This window comes from Tahibacter amnicola, from assembly GCF_025398735.1.
Taxonomy (GTDB): Bacteria; Pseudomonadota; Gammaproteobacteria; order Xanthomonadales; family Rhodanobacteraceae; genus Tahibacter; species Tahibacter amnicola.
This window is the reverse complement of the sequence record NZ_CP104694.1, coordinates 33,835-51,143: the sequence shown is the minus strand read 5'-3', so window position 1 is coordinate 51,143 and position 17,309 is coordinate 33,835. Positions and strand designations below refer to the sequence as shown.

Here is a 17,309-nt window from a genome sequence, read left to right as displayed (position 1 = left end):
TTCCCAAGGCGAACACCTTTGGCCAGTTGCGGCCGTGTCCCGGTGCAAATCGGCTAGAACCGTTGGGCGTTGACGCCGCGACAGACGTAAGCGCGGCGACGGGGGCAGGGACGGTTGCAGGCCCGCCTGGCCGATGCGACGCTCGGGTCGGTGCCGGCGGGTTTTTGCGGTGGGCGTGACCGTGCCCGGCCGTGGCGGCGGCGAGCGCGTGCAGGCCCTTGCTGAGGTGAGAAACCGTGGATGCGGCGCAGTCGCGGCAACAGCATGCAAGAAAGACAATCACTGCCGGCGTCACCCGCTGGATCATGGCGGGGCTGCTCTGGCCGTGGACAGGCGTCGAGGCCGGCGACGTCGACGCGGTGGAGCGATGCCGGAAGCTGTCCCAGAGCCCGGCCGAGGCGATTCCCGCCTGCACTGACGCGGCACTCGCCGTGACGCCGGCCGCCGATCCGGAAACTCACGAGGAAATGCTGTTCCGACAAAGTGACGCGGAGCTGGCGAGCGGCGATTTCGCGGCGGCGACCCGCACGCTCGACCGCGTTGCGCTGCTGCCGGCCGGCACGCGCTGGATGCACGATTACCGCCTCGCCCGGCGGCGCGGCATCCTCGCCTACCGGCAGCACGATGCGACCACGGCGCTGACGCATTTCCAGCATGCGCTGGCACTGGCCAAGCAACAGGCCGATACCACGGCCGAGGGACAGAGTCGCAACGACCTGGGTAACGCCCTGCGCATGGCGGGGCGTTACCGGGAAGCACTGGAAGCCTATACCGCGAGCCTTTCTCTCAAGCGCCAGCGCCAGGAAAAGCAATTGGGCGCGCTGCTCAACAATATCGGTGACCTGCAGCGCAATCTCGATGACTTCGCCGCGGCCCACGCCAGCTACGCGGAAGCACTGGCTATCCACGAACAGGAAGGCCGCACGGTGGACGTGGCGCATACGCTGGAAAGCCTGGGCACGCTGGCACTGGACCGCCAGGATCTGGCGGCAGCGGGCGACGCTTTCCGGCGCGCGCAGTCCATCTTCGTGGAGGCCGGCGCGCGGGCGCACCAGCTGCGCCTGGCGGCGCGGCTTGCGCGCCTGGCCTTGGACCGGAACGACACCGCGGCGGCGCAGGCGTCGCTCGCGGAGGGGCGCGCCCTGGTCACGGCGCTGGATATCCCCGTGCCGGCGGATCTCGCCCTCCAGCAAGCCCGCGAGGCGTTGACGCGCAACGCCGCCGACGAGGCGGAAGCCGTTCTGGCGGAGGTTCTGCCGCGCCTGGAGGCCGATGCGCCCGAGCGCGTGGCATTGCTGGAATTGAATGCCGATGCCGCTGCCGGACGGGGCGATGCGGCAACGGCGCTTCGCCGTTTCCGGGAATTCCACGCGGCCGAACGCGCGCAGCGCGAACGTGCGCATGACCAACGGCTCACGGCGTTGCGCGTGCAGTTTGAAGTGGCGGAAAAGGATCGCGCACTGGAACACCTGGCCGCAGAACACCGGTTGACCGCGCTGAGCCTGCGCCAGCGCAACACGCAGCTGGGTTTGGTCGCGGTGTCGGCATTGGCGGGATTCGCGTTGGTCGCCCTGGGCGTGCGGCGCACGCGCGAGCGTTCACGCATTGCCGCGGCGGAGCGGGAGGCGCGGTTGTCAGCGGAACTGGAACACTACCGCCGGGCGGCGGCAGCGCTGGAAGGGGATGCGCGCTGGGTCCAGGCCTTGCTGGACCGGCACGCCGCGCCAGTGGTCGCGGTGGACGCGCGCGGCGATGTGGTGGCGGCCAATGCGGCGGCGACCGCGGCGCTGGCGCGACCGGATGGCGCGCTGGTCGGAGCGTCGTTCCGGCAGCTGCTTGATCCCGCCAATGAGGACGCCTTTGACGCGGCACTGGCGGGCATTGATGAAGCCGACGCGGCGCGTGATCTGACGGTCACCGTGCGGGCCGGCGCCGTACCACGCTGCTACGACATGCGTATCGCGCCGCTGACGGTTCTTGGCGGTGCGGCGACGATCACCTTGTCGGCCGATGACGCCGCGGAGCCGCCGGTGGTGATCGATGGTCACCAGCGCCTGGAAGCCGCCAGCGCGAGCCTGTCGGCGGCGCTGGCGGCGAACGAAGCGGGAGCGGAAGCGGCATTGCGGACTGTCGAGCATGCGGCCGATGCGCTGGATGCGGCGCGTCCGGCGTCGCGTCGCGAGGAGGAGGACATCTTCCGTCGCGATCTGGTCGACCTGATGCTCAGTACCGTGGCGGCCTGGGAACAAAGCACCGGCAAGACCACCATTGACCTGGCTGAGAAGAGCCGCGCCTGGCGCATCACCATCGACAACGGCCGCTTGCGCGTGCGCGCGCTCGAGCGCTACCTGAGCCTGGCCAAGCTGCCGCGCCAGCCGCGTTGGCGCGAAGTACTGCGGACGGCCTACTACGTGCTGGCCGAGTGCCGGCTGGAACCTGCGCAGCGCGAGCAGCTCAAGCAACAGGTCGAGACCATCCAGGCCGACCTGCGACGCCGCGCCTTGTTGACGTAGACAGAGCGTATGTCCGCGGTGTGACGGTATCAGTCGGTTGGGAAACCGATGACGACCGGATCCTCGCACCGTGCGCAGATGCCGCCGAGGCCCGCCGCGGCGGAATAGGCCTGGTGGTGCGTACCGTCGGTGAAATACGGGGGCGAGCGCACGTCCGGCACGACGGTGCCCCAGTCCGGTACGTGGCCGCGCTGCCAGGGCAGCGCGTAAATGGCGCAGTAGTGGGTGGCCATCCGGCGGGCGGCGCCGTAGTCGTCGTCGAACTCGCCGCAGCTTTGCGTGGTGCAGCCACCGTCGCCACCGCCACGCGGCGACACCGTGGTCGATGCAGCACGGTCGATGCACAGACCGCTGCGCAGGCAGCTGGCATAGGCACGGATGGCGTCCGCGGAGAAGGCGAACGGGCCCATCGAGACCACGCGTCCTGGTACACACCAGTTGCTCGTCGGCAACGCGTCGTGCGCCGACGCGGATGCGCTCACACACAGCAAGGTCACGAGAACAGACAGCAGGCGTTTCATGGCGGCACTTCCCGGGCAGGTGAGTCCGATCCTAGCGCCGGCCGTGCGCCGCGCTATCGCCAGATAGGGCTGAATTGGGAACGAATTCCGCCAAGTGGTTGATTTGATGCCAACTGACAGACGTGGAAAACCGCCCGCGCAAGCGGTTTTCCGATCTGGAAAAACAGCGCCTGTGTCCGCTGCTTGCGCGAAATTCCTGCCATGGCCCGCCCGCGCCGGACCGGTTTGGCCCGCCAATTTCCTCGCCGCGACGGTGTGCCGGGACTAGCGTGAGGGACGCCCCGCCGCGTCGGGGGTACATCCACCACCATCCAGGAGAACTTCATGTTGCGTACGACCTTCACCGCCCTCGTGCTGGCTCTTGTGGCGACCACTGCCGCGCAGGCGGTGCCGATCGGCGGCGGCACCACGCCGATCTACGTTGGCCAGGCCTGGTTCAATTCCGGACAGGGCGCCGGCGTGTCGGGCCCGACCGTTTCGGCGTGCAATACCAGCCTGCAGCAGGCCATCGCCCTGCGCCAGAGCTGGGGCTGGTCACTGCAGAGCGTGACCTGGTGCCAGCTGTCGCCCTACAAGGGGCCGCCGTACATGCAGATCGCACCGTCCGATCCCACCTTCAGCCAGCGCCAGGCAATCGGCGCCCTCAACGCGGACCTGGAATTGCGCGAGCGCTACCGCATCGATGAATACGAGGCCGAGCGGCGGGCAATCTACGAACAGGAAGGGGATGGTCGACGCTGACGTTTGTCGCCCGCCGTGCAGGGCGGTGAAGGTCGACCAGGGAAGCGCCCGGCGTGAGCCGGGTGTCTTCTTTGCGCGCGCAGTTCGGCAGTGGACGGGCAAGCTGCTAGGCTGTGGATTGTTCGTCCCTACTCGTCGCCGCCGGGGAAGTCATGAGTTTCGACCTGTTCGTGCTTGTCGATCGTTTCGACCAACAAGTGCAATCCGCCTGGGTGGAGCGCCTGCGCGAAGTGGGCGTGTCCTGCACCCTGCCGCCCGGTTTTGCGCTGGATGCGGTCGACGAATCCACGCCGCCAGCGACGTGCGTGATCGGGCCGCCGCTCGTGGCTGCCGCCTGGAGCGCTCAGCCGGCGAGCTTCGCCGTCGAGATGTCACCCGTAGATGCCGATGACGTCAGTCGCATGCGCAAGGGGAGCGACGCCGATCTGGACCGCAAACTCACGTCGGCCAGGATCGAATTTTTCTTCACCACCGGTGCCGGGCGCGACGATGTGTCGTTGCTGCTGCAGTGTTATGGCGCCGCCGCACTGGCCGACGTCACCCAGGGGGTGCTGCTGGATCCGCAGGAAGCCGGTGCGGTGCACGGCAAGGCCGTGTACGAGGTGGCGCGGGCGAACTCCGACTTCGTGCTGCAGCCGGCCAGATCCTCGTCGCCGCCGACCAAATCGTGGTGGCAGCGTCTGCTGGGGATGTGACCGTGGCGGACGCGATTCACGTCGGCGATTGTGTGCAGTTGCTGGGCCTGCCGGATTGGCTGATCCACGACCTGGCTCCAGAAGAGCAGTACCTTGAACGTGCCTGATTGAGCAAGGGTGTGGAACTTCCCTCCGGTGCTACCTGACACGGAGGGAAACAACGGCAGGACGCGGTTCCCGTTTCGAGGTGGAGCTCGTAGAGCGCGCCTGGCGCCCCTGGCGGATCCATTTTTCCCGAAGGGTTTGTGTTCTACCAGAACGAATAATCGCCCCGGCGCATGCCGGCGGAGCACGCTGCATGCTCCGCCAGGCAGGCTGTACTACGACGCGATCACTGGAAGCCGTTCTTGAAGATCTGATCCGACGAGCCCGTGATCGTGAAGTTCACGTTGGAGATATCGAAGAAGATGTTGTTGCGGCACATCACGCGTACGCGCGCCTGCGTGGTGGCACTGCCGGCGGGCACGGTGAAACCGGCGCTGCCATTGTTCGCCACGTTTGCGGCAAGGACGATGGGGAAGGTGTTGCCGCCGTCCTGGGACAGCGTGATATCGACGGCGGAACACGAAACCGGCGCACTGGTCGTGCCGGCGGTGTTCCAGGTCACGGTGGCGCTGCTGCCGGTGCTCCAGGTGACCGCGGTGTTGGGCGCGGTGACAGCGAATGGACCGTTGGAGACGACCTGGATGGCCGGCATGTCGGCACTGGTGGAACGCCCGCCGCCGGAACGGTTGTCACGCACCGTGACACGGAACTTGAGCTGGCTGCGTGCGGTTTGCGGCAGCAGTTCGCCCTTGATGGACGTATTGCTCAGCAGGGCCGAAAGCTTCGGGAAGACGCGCGTGCCGCTCGTCGTCGGGCTGAACGAGCGCAGGATGGGACTTGTTCCGTTGTCCACATTGACTGCCGTCGAGCCGCCCAGGTCGTATTCCTCCCAGTCGTAGGTCAGGCTGTCGCCGTTGGCGTCGGTGGCGCTGGCCGTCAGCATGAAAGGTGTCTTCGCCGGGATGGCGTAGGACGTGGTGAGCGGCGTGACGACAGGCGCGGCGTTGGGATTGACGCTGAGCGAGCCGCAGCTGGTGGCGGTGAGCTTGGCGTGAATCTGTTCGATGCTCCTGGCGTGGAAATAGGGATCGGAATTGGGCTGCAGATCATCGCTTCCGCAGATGCCGGCGTAAGCCATGATGGTCGAGCCGCTGCCCGGCTCATACGCAGCCGTGGACTCGCGATTGCCACCGCCGCAGTTGGATGTTTCCGAGTTGAATGTGTGGTCGCCGTCGAACTGATGACCGAGTTCGTGCGCGACATAGTCAATGTAGAACGGATCGCCGACTGGATTGGAGCTGCCCGTGACGCCGCGCGCCTTGGCGCCGCTGGAGCAGATGACGCCAAGTCCGGCCAGGCCGCCGCCGCCCGTGCTGAACACGTGGCCGACATCGTAGTTCGACGAGCCGATGACGCTGTCGATGTTGGACTGGTTCTGGCTGATCAGCGCGTCCGGATCGTCATCGGTGTAGGGGTCGGTGGCGCTGTTGATGTAGACGATGGAGCTGTTGTTGGCGACCAGCGTCATGCGTACGCTGAATTCGTTCTGGTACACCTGATTGATGCGATTGAGCGCCGTATTGATGGCCGCCAGGCCACCGGCAACGGTGCCGCCGAATTCGGCGGTGTATTCGCCCGTCGCGGCAATGGCGATGCGCATCGTGCGCAGGTTGTTGCCGGTCTGCGTCATGGGGGCCGGTGCCGATTCCGGTGCCAGCAGCGACGGTTTGCGCTGTGCGCCGTGCACCGCGCAGCGGAAGTCCGACGAGGTGTGGACGTCGGCGCGCCGGAAGCTGCGGTAGGCACTGGATTCCTGGTTGATCTGTTCCGGCTCGACCACCCAGGCGCCGCCTTCGCGATCGAACACCATCGCTTCAAAACCCAGCGGCGACAGGTTGACGCGCACGGCGTTGCCCTTCGCATCAGTCCCCATCAGGCTGATGATGTCCGGAAACCGGGCCGCGAGTTCCGGCGGCATCGTGCCGGCATCCTCGAGCGTGAATTCGCTGAACTGGCCTTCCGGCGTGGGAATGGCGAGCGGCTGGCCGCGCTTGACCTGGTCGGCGACATAACGGCGCAGCGTGGCGACATCCAGCTGCAGGGTGCGCACCGGTTCGGCCTTGGTGGAATGGGCCATCGTGCGCGGCGCCACGTCCGTCCAGAGGTCGCGCGAATCACCGGCGGCGAGGGCCGTTGCCGGAACGCTGGCAAGCAGCAACAGGCCGAGGGAGCCGGCGAAATAAGGGGGTCGGAACATGGGGGAAACTCCTGGGAAAATCGTGAGCACGGGGGCGCCGACACGGGGCGCGAAGCCGCTCATGCACTGTATGACGGGGATACCGGCAACCATACCGTCTACCAGCGGATGCGTGCGCTAACTTTTCGTAATCTGCGGACGCAGTCGACGGTTTCGCCTCGCCCGGCACCCCCGGCTACAATGAGCGGATGACTACCGCCCAGCCCGCTTCCCCGTCGCCCGCCTTTCCCGAAACTGCTTCCGCGCTCACGCTGGCCGGGCCGGCCGGCAACCTGGAAGTCGTGGTGGAGCTGCCCGAGGGCGCCGGCCGCGCCGGCACGGCGATCGTCTGCCATCCGCACCCGTTGCACGGCGGAACGCTGCACAACAAGGTCGTGACGATGCTGTCACGCGCCCTGGCCGAGCTGGGGCTTGCGGTGGTGCGCTTCAATTTCCGCGGGGTCGGTGCGTCGCAGGGCAGTTACGACGAAGGGCGGGGCGAGACGGACGACCTGCGCGCCGTCGCTGCCTGGGTGCGCCAGCAACGCCCGCACGATGCAGTGTGGCTGGCCGGCTTTTCCTTCGGCAGTTACGTGGCGCTGCGTGCGGCGAAATCGCTGGACGTCGCCCAGCTGATCCAGATCGCGCCGCCGGTGGGCCGCTGGGCCTTCGAATCCATCGACCTGCCCGATTGCCCCTGGCTGGTGGTGCAGGGCGAAGCGGACGAAGTGGTCGATCCGAATGCGGTCTACCAGTGGATCGAAGGACTGGAGCGTCCGCCGCAGCTGATCCGCATGCCGGACACCAGCCACTACTTTCACCGCCGCCTGATGGACCTGCGCGGCGCGGTCAAGCATGCCGTGCAGGCGAACCTCCCGCCCGAACGACTGGCCTGAACCGTGACGCCGACCCAGCATTACCTCGCCGGCGTCGCACGCGGCGAATGGCAGGACGATGCGGCCCAGCGCGCGGTGCTGGTTGAGCTGGACCGCATCCACGCCGCACTTTCCCGGCCCCGCGAACAAGGGCTGTTTGCGCGCATCAAGGCACATTTCCAGGCGCCGGTCGCCGTGCAGGGCCTGTACCTGTGGGGCGGCGTGGGTCGCGGCAAGACCTTCCTCATCGACCTGTTCTTCGAAAACCTGCCGATCGTTCAGAAGAAGCGCATCCATTTCCATCGTTTCATGCGCGAGATGCAGGCCCTGCTCAAGCAGATGCAGGGGCGCGAGGATCCGCTGGTCGATATCGCCGAGCAGCTGTCGCGCGAGTTCCGCGTGCTGTGCCTGGATGAATTCTTCGTCAGCGATATCGGCGATGCGATGATTCTGGGCGGCCTGCTGCAGCGCCTGTTCGAACGCGGCGTCACGCTGGTCACCACGTCCAACACGGCGCCGCCGAACCTGTACCGGGACGGCCTGCAGCGCGAGCGGTTCCTTCCGGCGATCGCCGCGATCCAGGCGCAGTGCCGTGTCCTGGAGATCGTCTCGGCGCAGGACTGGCGGCTGCGCGCCCTGACCCAGGCGCGTGTGTTCCACAGCCCGCTCGGGCACGACGCGGAGCGCGCGCTGCAGCACTGTTTCCACCAGATCAGCCACGGCGTGGCCCGTGCGGAGAAGACGCTGGAGATCCTCGACCGCGACATTCCCGTCGAGTACCTGGCCGAGGATGTCGTGTGGTTCGGTTTCCCCGCCATGTGCGAAGGCCCGCGCGCGGTCGCCGACTACATCGAGATCGGCAAGGATTTCGGCACGGTGATCGTTTCCGGCGTGCCGCAGTTCACGCCGATGATGGAAGACGCAGCACGGCGTTTCATCGAGATGGTCGATGAGTTCTATGACCGGCACGTCAAGCTGATCCTGTCGGCGGCCGTGCCGATCGTCGATCTCTACGACGGAGACCGCCTGCGCGCCGAATTCTCCCGTACCGAATCGCGTCTGATCGAGATGCAGAGCGAAGCTTACCTGGCGCTGCCGCACCGCCCCTGAGCCTGCGGTGCGTTCTGTACGCCCTGGCCGATTCCTGCGAGGATGGGGGTCTTGCCGCAACAGGAGCCGGTCATGCACAAGGTGTTGCTGGGCGCTGTACTGTCAGGTGTCGCGTCAGTGGCCGCGGCGGAAGATGCCGCCGTTGCGCAGACCGCAAAGGTATTGCCGCAGGTGGTCAGCTGGCGGCGTGACATTCACCAGCATCCGGAATTGGGCAACCGCGAGACGCGCACGGCCAAGCTGGTTGCTACACAGCTCAAAGCACTTGGCCTGGAGGTCAGGACAGGCATCGCGCATACCGGCGTGGTGGCCTTGCTCAAGGGCGGCAAGCCCGGGCCGAAGCTGGCCATCCGCGCCGACATGGACGCATTGCCTGTCACCGAGGAGGTCGACCTGCCATTTGCGTCCAAGGTGCGCAGCACCTACGCGGGACAGGAGGTCGGTGTCATGCATGCCTGCGGCCATGATGCGCATACGGCGATGACGCTGGGCGTGGCCACGGCACTGGCCGGCCAGCGTGCCGATCTGCCGGGTGAGGTGATGTTCATCTTCCAGCCTGCCGAGGAAGGTTCGCCGCCGGGCGAGCAGGGCGGCGCCAAGCTCATGCTCGAAGAGGGCCTCTTCAAGGACTTCAAGCCCGACGCCATTTTCGGCATGCACGTGTTCTACACCCTGCAGGCCGGCCAGGTCGGCGTGCGCGAAGGGCCGATGCTGGCCGGATCTGATCGCTTCAAGATCCGTGTGCTCGGTGCGCAGACGCACGGCGCTCAGCCCTGGCGCGGAGTCGATCCGATCGTCACCGCAGCGGCGATCGTCAGCCAGGCGCAGAGTATCGTCAGTCGACAAATTGATATTTCCAAATTTCCGGCCGTGCTGAGCTTTGGCCTGTTCCAGGGCGGCGTTCGCTACAACATCATTCCGGACAAGGTTGAGCTGGAAGGTACCATCCGCACCTTTGACGACGGTATGCGCGATGAAATCATGGTGCGCCTGCGCCGCCTTGCCGAGGGCGTGGCGACGGCGCAGGGGGCCAAGGTGGAACTGGAAGTGCCGATGGAAGAGGTCAACAATCCGGTGACCCGCAACGACCCGGCGATGACCCGCCGCATGCGTCCCAGCCTCGAGCGCGCTGTCGGTGCCGCGAACGTGGTGGAAGTGCCGCCCAACATGGTGGCGGAAGACTTTTCCTACTATGCCAACGCCGTGCCCGGGGTGTTCTTCTTCGTCGGTTCGGCCCCGCCGGGCGAACACCCGGCGAATGTGGCGCCCAACCATTCCCCGCGCTTCTTTCTGGACGAAAAGGCATTGGAAGTCGGTACGCGGGCCATGCTGCAGTTGGCGTGGGATTTCCTCGCCCCGCCGTCAAACTGAGTTTGCTGTACCAGGGGCGGCTGCCGCCCCTGGGATGTTATCGATGCAGTAGCGGTCAGGCGCCGCTGCGGGCGAGCAGATTGCGCAGCTCGGCGGAGACGCGCCCGTATTCGCGGGCGAGGTCCCGGACCAGGGCCCGCGGATCGCGCAGCGTGCCGCTGCGGGCCTCGTGCTCGATGCGCTTGGCGATTTCCGCAAGCGTCATGGCACCCAGATTGGCGCTGGTGGACTTGAGCGAGTGCGACGGTGCAATCAGCGCGTTGACGTCGTTGCGCGCGGCGGCCTGTTCGAGCATGCCCAGGTTCTTGGGCGTGTCTTCCAGATAAACGCCGACCAGGTCGGTGAATTCCTCGCCCATCACGTCGAGCAGGTCGCGCACGACCTCCTGGTCAAGGGCGGCGCCATCGCGGGCGCCCAGCGGATTGACCGGCTGGTCGTTCGACGTGCCCAGGTCGATCGGTGCGGCTGCCGGTATGACCGGTGCCGGCGCGGCGGGCCGGGGAGCAGACGGGGGTGAACCGGGCGCCACGGAAGGGCCGCGTGAACGGGCGTCCTTGGGCAGCCATTTGCGCAATGTCTGCTCCAGCAGGCCGCGATTGAGCGGCTTGGAAAGGTATTCGTCCATACCAGCGGCGAGGCATTTCTCGCGGTCGCCGGCCATGGCGTTGGCGGTCATCGCAATGATCGGCATGCGCGCCGAGCGGGTTTCGGCTTCGCGGCCGCGGCGCACGCGGGTGGCCGTATAGCCGTCCATCACGGGCATCTGGCAGTCCATCAGCACCAGGTCGAACTTCTCCGCCTCGAGTTTTTCGAGCGCTTCCTTGCCGTTCTCGGCCAGTTCCAGGCTCAGGCCCAGCAAGGCCAGGATGCGCTGCGCCACCTGCCGATTGACCGGGTTGTCTTCGACCAGCAGCACATGACCTGCCAGGGGCGCCGCCATCTCCGACGGGCCGCTGATCTGTACGTCGGGGCCCGTATCGGCTTCGACGGGTGCCGTGGCCGGGCGGGCGCCGCCGTCCTGCACGTCCAGCAGGCGGTAGACCGCCGCGCGCAGTTCGCCCTCGGTATAGGCGTGGGAGACCACGGCCGCACGCGAATCACTGCGCAGCTCGGCTGGTGGCTCGGTGGTACCCGCGACAAAGAGGCAACGCACCCGTTCCAGCGCCGGTTCGCGGGTGACGTTCTTGAGCAAGGCGACGGGATTGCCGCGCATGGTGCCGAGGTCGACCGCGACCAGGTCGATCGCCCAGGATTCCCCCATGCCCGCGGCGCTGCGCAGCTTGGCCAGTGCCTCGGCCGCCACGTTGGTGGTGGTGAACTGGATACCCCAGGCGGAGAAATAGCCGGCCACGCGCCGCTGCGCCGCCGCGTCATCGGACACGACCAGTGCGCGGCAACCGCTGACGTCGGTGCGGGTGGCGGACACGTCGCCGTGCGCCTTGAGAAAGGGCACGCTGAACCAGAACACCGAGCCTTTGCCCAGTTCCGACTTCACCCCGATCTTGCCGCCCATCAGGTCGACGATGCGCTTGCAGATCACCAGTCCCAGCCCGGTACCGCCATGGATGCGCGTGGTCGACGCATCGGCCTGGGAGAAAGCCTGGAACAGCTTCTCCGCGGCGTCGGGCGCGATGCCCACGCCCGTATCCTGCACCTGGAACATCACCTCGTTGTGGGTGCGTGTTTCCGCGCGCTTGGATACGCGGATGCCGATCGATCCGCGCTGGGTGAACTTGATGGCGTTACTGACGAGATTGGTCAATACCTGGCGCAGGCGCACCGGGTCACCGCGAACGGCCAGGCGTACGCCCGGATCGATCGCAATGGAAAAGGCAAGGCCTTTGCTTTCTGCACTTTTCTCCATGAGCCGCTTGACGGCCTCCAGGAGCTCGCGCAGGTTCATGCCGACGGTTTCCAGCTCGAGCTTGTTCGCTTCGATCTTGGAATAGTCGAGGATGTCATCGACGATGCGCAGCAGCTCGCGCGCCGATTTGTAGGCCGTAACGAGATAGTCGCGCTGGTCGGGTGCAAGCTTGGTCGACAGCACGATATCCAGCAGCGGGATGATGCCGTTGAGCGGCGTGCGGATTTCGTGGCTCATGGTGGCCAGGAACTCGCTCTTGGCCATCATGGCGGCCTCCGCCTCGTGCTTGGCACGCACCAGATCCTTCTGCACGCTGCGCAGCTGGTCGAGCTCGGCCATGAGGCCGGGTGAGTCGGACGCGTGATCGTGCCCGGTGATGTGGGCAGCACGGCCCGCCGCGCGCGGTGCGGCAGGCGCCACCACGGCGGCGGGCGCGGCAACGGCGGTCTCGGCGGGGGTTCCCCGGCTGGCGAGGATGAACAGGCCGCCCGCGACCAGCAACAACGGCGGTAGCCAGAAGTTATGCGGTGTCGGCAACAGCATCAGCGCGACCAGCGCGCCGACGACGATGATGGTCAATCCGGTCCAGAGCAGTGGTCCGGTCAGTCGTTTCCAATCCGCCATCGCCGCCCCTCGTCAGCAGATCGCTCGGTCACTGCGTCGTCGCACACAGCCGCGTCAGGGGCCGGGTGGTTCGCCGGCCCATCAGCTGGCGGCCGCACGGAAATCGTAATCGAGATTCTGTGCCTCGTGCTGCACGAAGTTGCCCTGGATGAAGTCGACCCCGACCGTCCACAGCGTGGCGGCGCTCTGGGCGTCTTCGATGCGCGGCGCAATCACGCGGCGGTTGTGCTGGTGAGCCAGGTGGACCATGCGGCGCAGATCCTCGCGCATCCGCGTGCCACGATCCTCGATGCATTTGGGCGCGATCTTGACGTAGTCGACCGGCAGGTGCGCGATGACCTGGTCGGCCACGTCGCCTGGTTCCACCCCCGACAGGCACACGCCCACGCCGATCTGGTGCACCGCCGCCGCGAAACCGGCCAGCGACTGGCGCTCGCCCGGGGTCTCGGGCAGGCGCATCTCGAGCACCAGGCGGTTGCCGCTGAGGCGACGGGTTTCCAGTTGCTGGCGCAGCCACGCTACGCGGGACGGGTCGCGCGCCGCGTGCAGCGACTGGCTGGTGAACAGGCGCACCGGCCGGCCCTGGCGGGCACGGTCGGACAACACCATCAGGCAGCGCCCGAGTACCCAGCGGTCGACCTCGTCGATCAGCCCGGCCTGCTCGGCCATCGGCAGAATGTGGCTGGCGGTGAGCACCTTGTCACCATCGCTGCGCAGGCGGAGCAGGGCCTGGAATTGTTCGTCGGAGTCTTCGCCATCCTCGCCGGCCAGGGCTGCGATCGGCTGGAATACCAGATGGAAGGAATCGGCCCGCAGCGCCTGCCGGATGGTATCGGCGAGCGCCGCATCGCCGCTGAGCTTGGCGCGGTACACGCTGACATGCGTGCCGCCGGGGCGACGCGATTCGAGCATCGCGCGCTCGGCCGCGTTGAGCATCGCGCCGGCATCGCCGAGGTTGGCGGCGAACGGGCAGATGCCGATGCTGAGGTTCACCGGAAGGGGCGCACCGCCCACGTCGAAGGATTCCCGGCTGAGCCGGTCGCGCAGGTCACCGGCTTTCGCGGCGAGCTCGTCGGCATTTCGCTCGGGGCACAGCACCACGAAGCTGGTTTCGCCAAATCGGGTCACCAGCTCGCTGGCTTCCACGTGGTTGGCCAGGAATGCGCCGATCTGGCTGAGCAGGCGATCAAAGCCGATCAGGCCGACCTGTTCGCGCCGTGCGGTTGCCTCGTCCATATCCACCAGCATCAGGCCGCCGGCGTGGCTGGTGGCCTCGTCGGCGGCCAGCTTGGCGTTGATGCGGTCGAGCACGTAGGCGCGGTCGTACATGCCGCTGACCGGATCGCGCGGATTCTGGTTCTGGCTGCGACGCTGGATGTGGCGCGCGCGGCGTAGACGGTTGGTCACCGCGGAGATCAGGTGCTTGGGCCGGATCGGCTTGGACAGGAAATCGTCGCCGCCGGCATTGAGCGCCTCGAAATGTTTATCGGTGTCGTTCTCGCCCGATAGGAAGACGATGGGCGTCGAGACGAAGGCTTCGCGCTCGCGGATGATCGAGGTCAGCTCCATGCCGGAACAGCCGGGCATGTAGAGATCCATCAGGATCAGGTCCGGGTTGGCTTTGTCCAGTTCATCGAGCACGGCCAGCGGGTCGGTGACCATCGTGGTCTGCATGCCAGCCTTGCGCAGGATCGACTCGGCGAATATCGCCTGCGAGCGGTCGTCCTCGACGATGAGCACGCGGTACGGATCGCTCTGGTCCGCCTCGGTCAGCTCGGCGATGCGCGCCATCACGTCGGTGGTCTGTGCCGGCAGCGGGATGAAGGCGTCGGCACCGGCGCGCATGGCGCGCAGGCGCACGTCCAGATCACCCAGTTCGGACATCGCGAGCATCGCCACGCGGTGATTGGACTTGGCACGCGCCACCTTGAGCACTTCGCCGATGGGTTCCAGGTCGCCCAGGAAGTGGGCGTCGACCACTACCAGGTGCGGCGCGATGGCGCCGATGACCTCGGTCAGTTCGTCCACGCGGTCGAGCAGGGACAACTCATAGCCGAGCAATTCGAGTTTCTGGTCGACCTCGCAGGCCAGCGGACTACCGTCGGTGAGGTGATAGACCTTGCGCGCGTTGCCCACGCGTGGCGCGACCGGTTCGGCTTTTGCCGGGGCGGGCTCGCGCGGCGCCTCGGCGATGACCGTCTCCGGCACTGCGGTGGCGACGGCCGGTGCCGGTGTTTCCACGACCGCCGGAGCGGGCTCCGGTGCCGGCACGGCAGCCGGTCGCAGCGGGACGACGTTGCTCGCGGCCGGCGTATCGCCGAAGCGACGCCAGTACTCCGCCGGAGGAACCAGTTGCAGCGGATAGCCGTTGTCGGTGCGCTCGAGGTCTTCCGGTGCCACGGCGATGCGGCGCATCGGCGCTGGGGAGGAATCGGACTGGGCGTTGGCCAGGTCGCGCAGCGCTTCGAACATCGTGGCGATATGCAGGGAATGGGCCTCGTCCGGCAACAGCACCTGGTCGACGTAGTCCGTCAGCGCTGTCTCGATCGCAAAGAGTTTTTCGCCCAGGTCGAGCAGGCCGTAGCGCCCGCAGGCGCCGGCCAGAGTCTGCACTTCACGGAAGATCAGGCTGAGGGTGTTGATGTCCCAGCCTTCGCGGGCCTGGCGCAGACCGCGTCGGGTCAGCGTGTCGAGCCGCTTTGGCAGATGCCGCAGAAACGCCTGTCGCAATTCCGCGCTCTGCTGGGAGTCGTCCTGCTTGTGCATTGGCGAAACCCGCATTCCACCTAGGTTTGAGGAAATATATCACGGGGTGCCAAAAGCCGTGCCGGAGGCCCCCGTACGTAGCGAATCGTTGCAGATGTAGCGCTGTAGCGATGTGACCGGCCCAGGCAAGTTTGCTACCCCGGGCGCTACGCCTAGAACGGCCGGACGATCACCAGTATCACTATGCCGACGAGCAGCAGCCCCGGCACCTCGTTGTAGATGCGCAGCCAGCGCGACGAACGCGTGCACTGGTCGGTGGCGAACTGCCGGGTCAGGCTGGCCAGGGAACCGTGGTAGCCATACAGCAGCACGACCAGGGTGAGCTTGGCGTGCAGCCAGTGATTGGCCGCGAAATACCCCGGCGCGTGCACCACCCACCAGGCCAGGGTGGCCAGGCCGAACACGGCGGTCATGACCGCGCCGATGTGGGTGATCATCAGCAGGCGCCGCTCCATGACCTTCAGGCGCCCGCGCTCTGCAGGATCGGTCGCCTCGGCGTGGTAGACGAACAGGCGCGGCAGGTAGAACAGGCCGGCAAACCAGGTGACCACGAAAACGACGTGAAATGCCTTGAGCCAAAGCATGAACCGGCCCCGGTAGCGAGAAAGGGCGCGCAGTATAGCGATGTGGCTGCCCGGGTCGGCTTGACCGGGCGCATTAGCGGAGCTTATAAGGCCCGCCACCGTGCAATCCCGTCAGGAACCGCCCCGATCAGGGCGCGGGCTGGTTCATTATGTCTCGCAGGGCTTATCCGCAACTCATCGTGCAGCAACACGATCCGCGCGCAAAACGGCGCCGGGTGCTGGGTTGGAGCATTTTGTGGTTGATCACCCTCGCCGCTGTCGCGGCGGGAACGTGGTTCTATTTCCGTCCGACCGGCGAACCGCTGGATCCGCGCACGCTTGAGGCGTTGCGGACCGAAAACGACGGCCTGAAGCAGCGCATCGCCGTGCTGGAGCGGGCTGACCAGGTCGACCGGGTCGCCAGTACCGACCTGCAACAGACCTTGCGCGAGCGCGAGGAAGAAATCGCCGGTCTGCGGACGGACCTGGCTTTCTACAGCCGCCTGGTGGGCGGCGGCGCGCGGCGCGAAGGGCTTTCGGTGCATTCGGTGCACGTGGCGCCGGTCAAGGATTCGCGTGCCTGGAATGTCACCGCCACGCTGACTCAAAATATGAAGCGCTCCCAGGTCACCGCCGGCCGGCTCCAGGTGTCGGTCGAAGGTGTCTCCAACGGCCAGCTCAAGAGCCTGAGCTGGACGGACCTGGCGAGCGGCGGCGGGGAGGCCGCGGGTATTGCGTTTTCTTTCAAGTACTTCCAGCGCGTGCCAGGGACCATCATGTTGCCGGAGGGGTTCACCCCCAACCGCATCAAGGTAACGGTCGAGGCTGACGGTGGAGGCCGCGTCGAACAAGGGTTCGCCTGGGAAGAAGCCCGGGCGGCCGAGGAGAGCAGCAATGTTCAGCAGTAAGAAGTCCGCCCCGCCGGTCCCGACGCCCCACGGCGCCACCACCATCATCACCAGCGGCACCACGATCCGCGGCGACCTGAGCTTCAGCGGCGCCATGTATATCGACGGCCGCATCGAAGGCACGATCAAGGCCGAAACCGATGATGCCAACCTGACCCAGGGCCCCGGCGGCATTATCGAAGGCGAAGTTCACGCCCCCTGCGTCGTGCTGCACGGCGAAGTGCGCGGCAATGTCTACGCCACCCAGCGCCTGGAACTGCGGGAATCGTCGAAGATTGAGGGCGATATCTTCTACAACGTCCTGGAAATGGCGGCAGGTGCGAAGATCAACGGCAAGATGGTCCACCAGACCGATGCGCCCAAGCGGCTTCCGGCGCCCGGCGTGAATGGCACGGCGCACGCCGAGCCGGCCTGAACCGGGATCCGCGCTTGAATGGGCGCGGTTGTGGCACGATGTGTGATTCAAGCAAGGATTGA

General features: G+C 66.6%; 13 protein-coding genes. 8 read left to right on the top strand and 5 right to left on the bottom strand.

Going from position 1 to position 17,309, the window contains the following annotated elements:
• Positions 1-236: 236 nt before the first annotated feature.
• On the top strand, positions 237-2,513 hold the full coding sequence (locus N4264_RS00185) for a tetratricopeptide repeat protein (protein WP_261695070.1): 2,277 nt from the start codon (positions 237-239) through the stop codon (positions 2,511-2,513).
• 29 nt (positions 2,514-2,542) lie between these two features.
• Here the strand turns inward: N4264_RS00185 and N4264_RS00180 are convergent, their stop codons facing one another.
• Positions 2,543-3,034: a hypothetical protein gene (locus N4264_RS00180; protein ID WP_261695069.1), complete on the bottom strand. Its 492-nt coding sequence runs from the start codon at positions 3,032-3,034 to the stop codon at positions 2,543-2,545.
• A gap of 324 nt (positions 3,035-3,358) precedes the next feature.
• Here N4264_RS00180 and N4264_RS00175 point away from each other — a divergent pair, with 324 nt between their 5' ends.
• Together N4264_RS00175 and N4264_RS00170 are read left to right on the top strand one after the other, a co-directional pair.
• Positions 3,359-3,775: a hypothetical protein gene (locus N4264_RS00175; RefSeq protein WP_261695068.1), complete on the top strand. Its 417-nt coding sequence runs from the start codon at positions 3,359-3,361 to the stop codon at positions 3,773-3,775.
• A 152-nt stretch (positions 3,776-3,927) separates the two neighbouring features.
• A complete protein-coding gene (locus tag N4264_RS00170) occupies positions 3,928-4,470 on the top strand; it encodes a hypothetical protein (protein ID WP_261695067.1) in 543 nt (180 codons plus the stop codon).
• 331 nt (positions 4,471-4,801) lie between these two features.
• Here the strand turns inward: N4264_RS00170 and N4264_RS00165 are convergent, their stop codons facing one another.
• On the bottom strand, positions 4,802-6,772 hold the full coding sequence (locus tag N4264_RS00165) for a reprolysin-like metallopeptidase (RefSeq protein WP_261695066.1): 1,971 nt from the start codon (positions 6,770-6,772) through the stop codon (positions 4,802-4,804).
• A gap of 188 nt (positions 6,773-6,960) precedes the next feature.
• Here N4264_RS00165 and N4264_RS00160 point away from each other — a divergent pair, with 188 nt between their 5' ends.
• The 3 genes from N4264_RS00160 (at position 6,961) to N4264_RS00150 (ending at position 10,107) form a co-directional block, all read left to right on the top strand.
• Complete coding sequence (locus tag N4264_RS00160) at positions 6,961-7,647, top strand: alpha/beta hydrolase (protein ID WP_261695065.1); 687 nt, start codon at positions 6,961-6,963, stop codon at positions 7,645-7,647.
• 3 nt (positions 7,648-7,650) lie between these two features.
• Positions 7,651-8,736: a cell division protein ZapE gene (gene zapE / locus N4264_RS00155; protein ID WP_261695064.1), complete on the top strand. Its 1,086-nt coding sequence runs from the start codon at positions 7,651-7,653 to the stop codon at positions 8,734-8,736.
• A 72-nt stretch (positions 8,737-8,808) separates the two neighbouring features.
• Positions 8,809-10,107 (top strand): amidohydrolase, encoded by a 1,299-nt coding sequence (locus tag N4264_RS00150; RefSeq protein ID WP_261695063.1) that lies wholly within the window; start codon positions 8,809-8,811, stop codon positions 10,105-10,107.
• Between the two features lie 55 nt (positions 10,108-10,162).
• On the opposite strand, the gene N4264_RS00145 is transcribed toward N4264_RS00150, so the two are convergent.
• From N4264_RS00145 to N4264_RS00135, 3 genes are all read right to left on the bottom strand, one after another.
• Entirely contained in the window at positions 10,163-12,595 is a 2,433-nt protein-coding gene (locus N4264_RS00145) for an ATP-binding protein (protein ID WP_261695062.1), read from the bottom strand.
• A gap of 81 nt (positions 12,596-12,676) precedes the next feature.
• The gene (locus N4264_RS00140) at positions 12,677-15,361 is read right to left on the bottom strand and encodes an EAL domain-containing protein (RefSeq protein ID WP_261695061.1); all 2,685 of its coding nucleotides are present in this window, start codon (positions 15,359-15,361) and stop codon (positions 12,677-12,679) included.
• Positions 15,362-15,513: 152 nt separating this feature from the next.
• Positions 15,514-15,945 (bottom strand): CopD family protein, encoded by a 432-nt coding sequence (locus N4264_RS00135; RefSeq protein WP_261695060.1) that lies wholly within the window; start codon positions 15,943-15,945, stop codon positions 15,514-15,516.
• 149 nt (positions 15,946-16,094) lie between these two features.
• Between N4264_RS00135 and N4264_RS00130 the strand changes: the two genes are divergently transcribed.
• Together N4264_RS00130 and N4264_RS00125 are read left to right on the top strand one after the other, a co-directional pair.
• Positions 16,095-16,832: a DUF6776 family protein gene (locus N4264_RS00130; RefSeq protein WP_261695059.1), complete on the top strand. Its 738-nt coding sequence runs from the start codon at positions 16,095-16,097 to the stop codon at positions 16,830-16,832.
• Positions 16,819-17,247, top strand: coding sequence for a bactofilin family protein (locus tag N4264_RS00125; protein WP_261695058.1), 429 nt, complete (start codon positions 16,819-16,821; stop codon positions 17,245-17,247). Before N4264_RS00130 ends, N4264_RS00125 begins: the two co-directional genes overlap by 14 nt.
• Positions 17,248-17,309: the final 62 nt, after the last annotated feature.

Excerpts from the sequence above, each read along its gene's own strand:
- N4264_RS00145 (WP_261695062.1), bottom strand. The coding sequence starts at position 12,595 with ATGGCGGATTGGAAACGACTGACCGGACCACTGCTCTGGACCGGATTG.
- N4264_RS00130 (WP_261695059.1), top strand. The coding sequence starts at position 16,095 with ATGTCTCGCAGGGCTTATCCGCAACTCATCGTGCAGCAACACGATCCG.
- N4264_RS00150 (WP_261695063.1), top strand. The coding sequence starts at position 8,809 with ATGCACAAGGTGTTGCTGGGCGCTGTACTGTCAGGTGTCGCGTCAGTG.
- N4264_RS00135 (WP_261695060.1), bottom strand. The coding sequence starts at position 15,945 with ATGCTTTGGCTCAAGGCATTTCACGTCGTTTTCGTGGTCACCTGGTTT.
- N4264_RS00160 (WP_261695065.1), top strand. The coding sequence starts at position 6,961 with ATGACTACCGCCCAGCCCGCTTCCCCGTCGCCCGCCTTTCCCGAAACT.
- N4264_RS00140 (WP_261695061.1), bottom strand. The coding sequence starts at position 15,361 with ATGCACAAGCAGGACGACTCCCAGCAGAGCGCGGAATTGCGACAGGCG.
- N4264_RS00125 (WP_261695058.1), top strand. The coding sequence starts at position 16,819 with ATGTTCAGCAGTAAGAAGTCCGCCCCGCCGGTCCCGACGCCCCACGGC.
- N4264_RS00175 (WP_261695068.1), top strand. The coding sequence starts at position 3,359 with ATGTTGCGTACGACCTTCACCGCCCTCGTGCTGGCTCTTGTGGCGACC.
- N4264_RS00170 (WP_261695067.1), top strand. The coding sequence starts at position 3,928 with ATGAGTTTCGACCTGTTCGTGCTTGTCGATCGTTTCGACCAACAAGTG.
- N4264_RS00165 (WP_261695066.1), bottom strand. The coding sequence starts at position 6,772 with ATGTTCCGACCCCCTTATTTCGCCGGCTCCCTCGGCCTGTTGCTGCTT.
- N4264_RS00180 (WP_261695069.1), bottom strand. The coding sequence starts at position 3,034 with ATGAAACGCCTGCTGTCTGTTCTCGTGACCTTGCTGTGTGTGAGCGCA.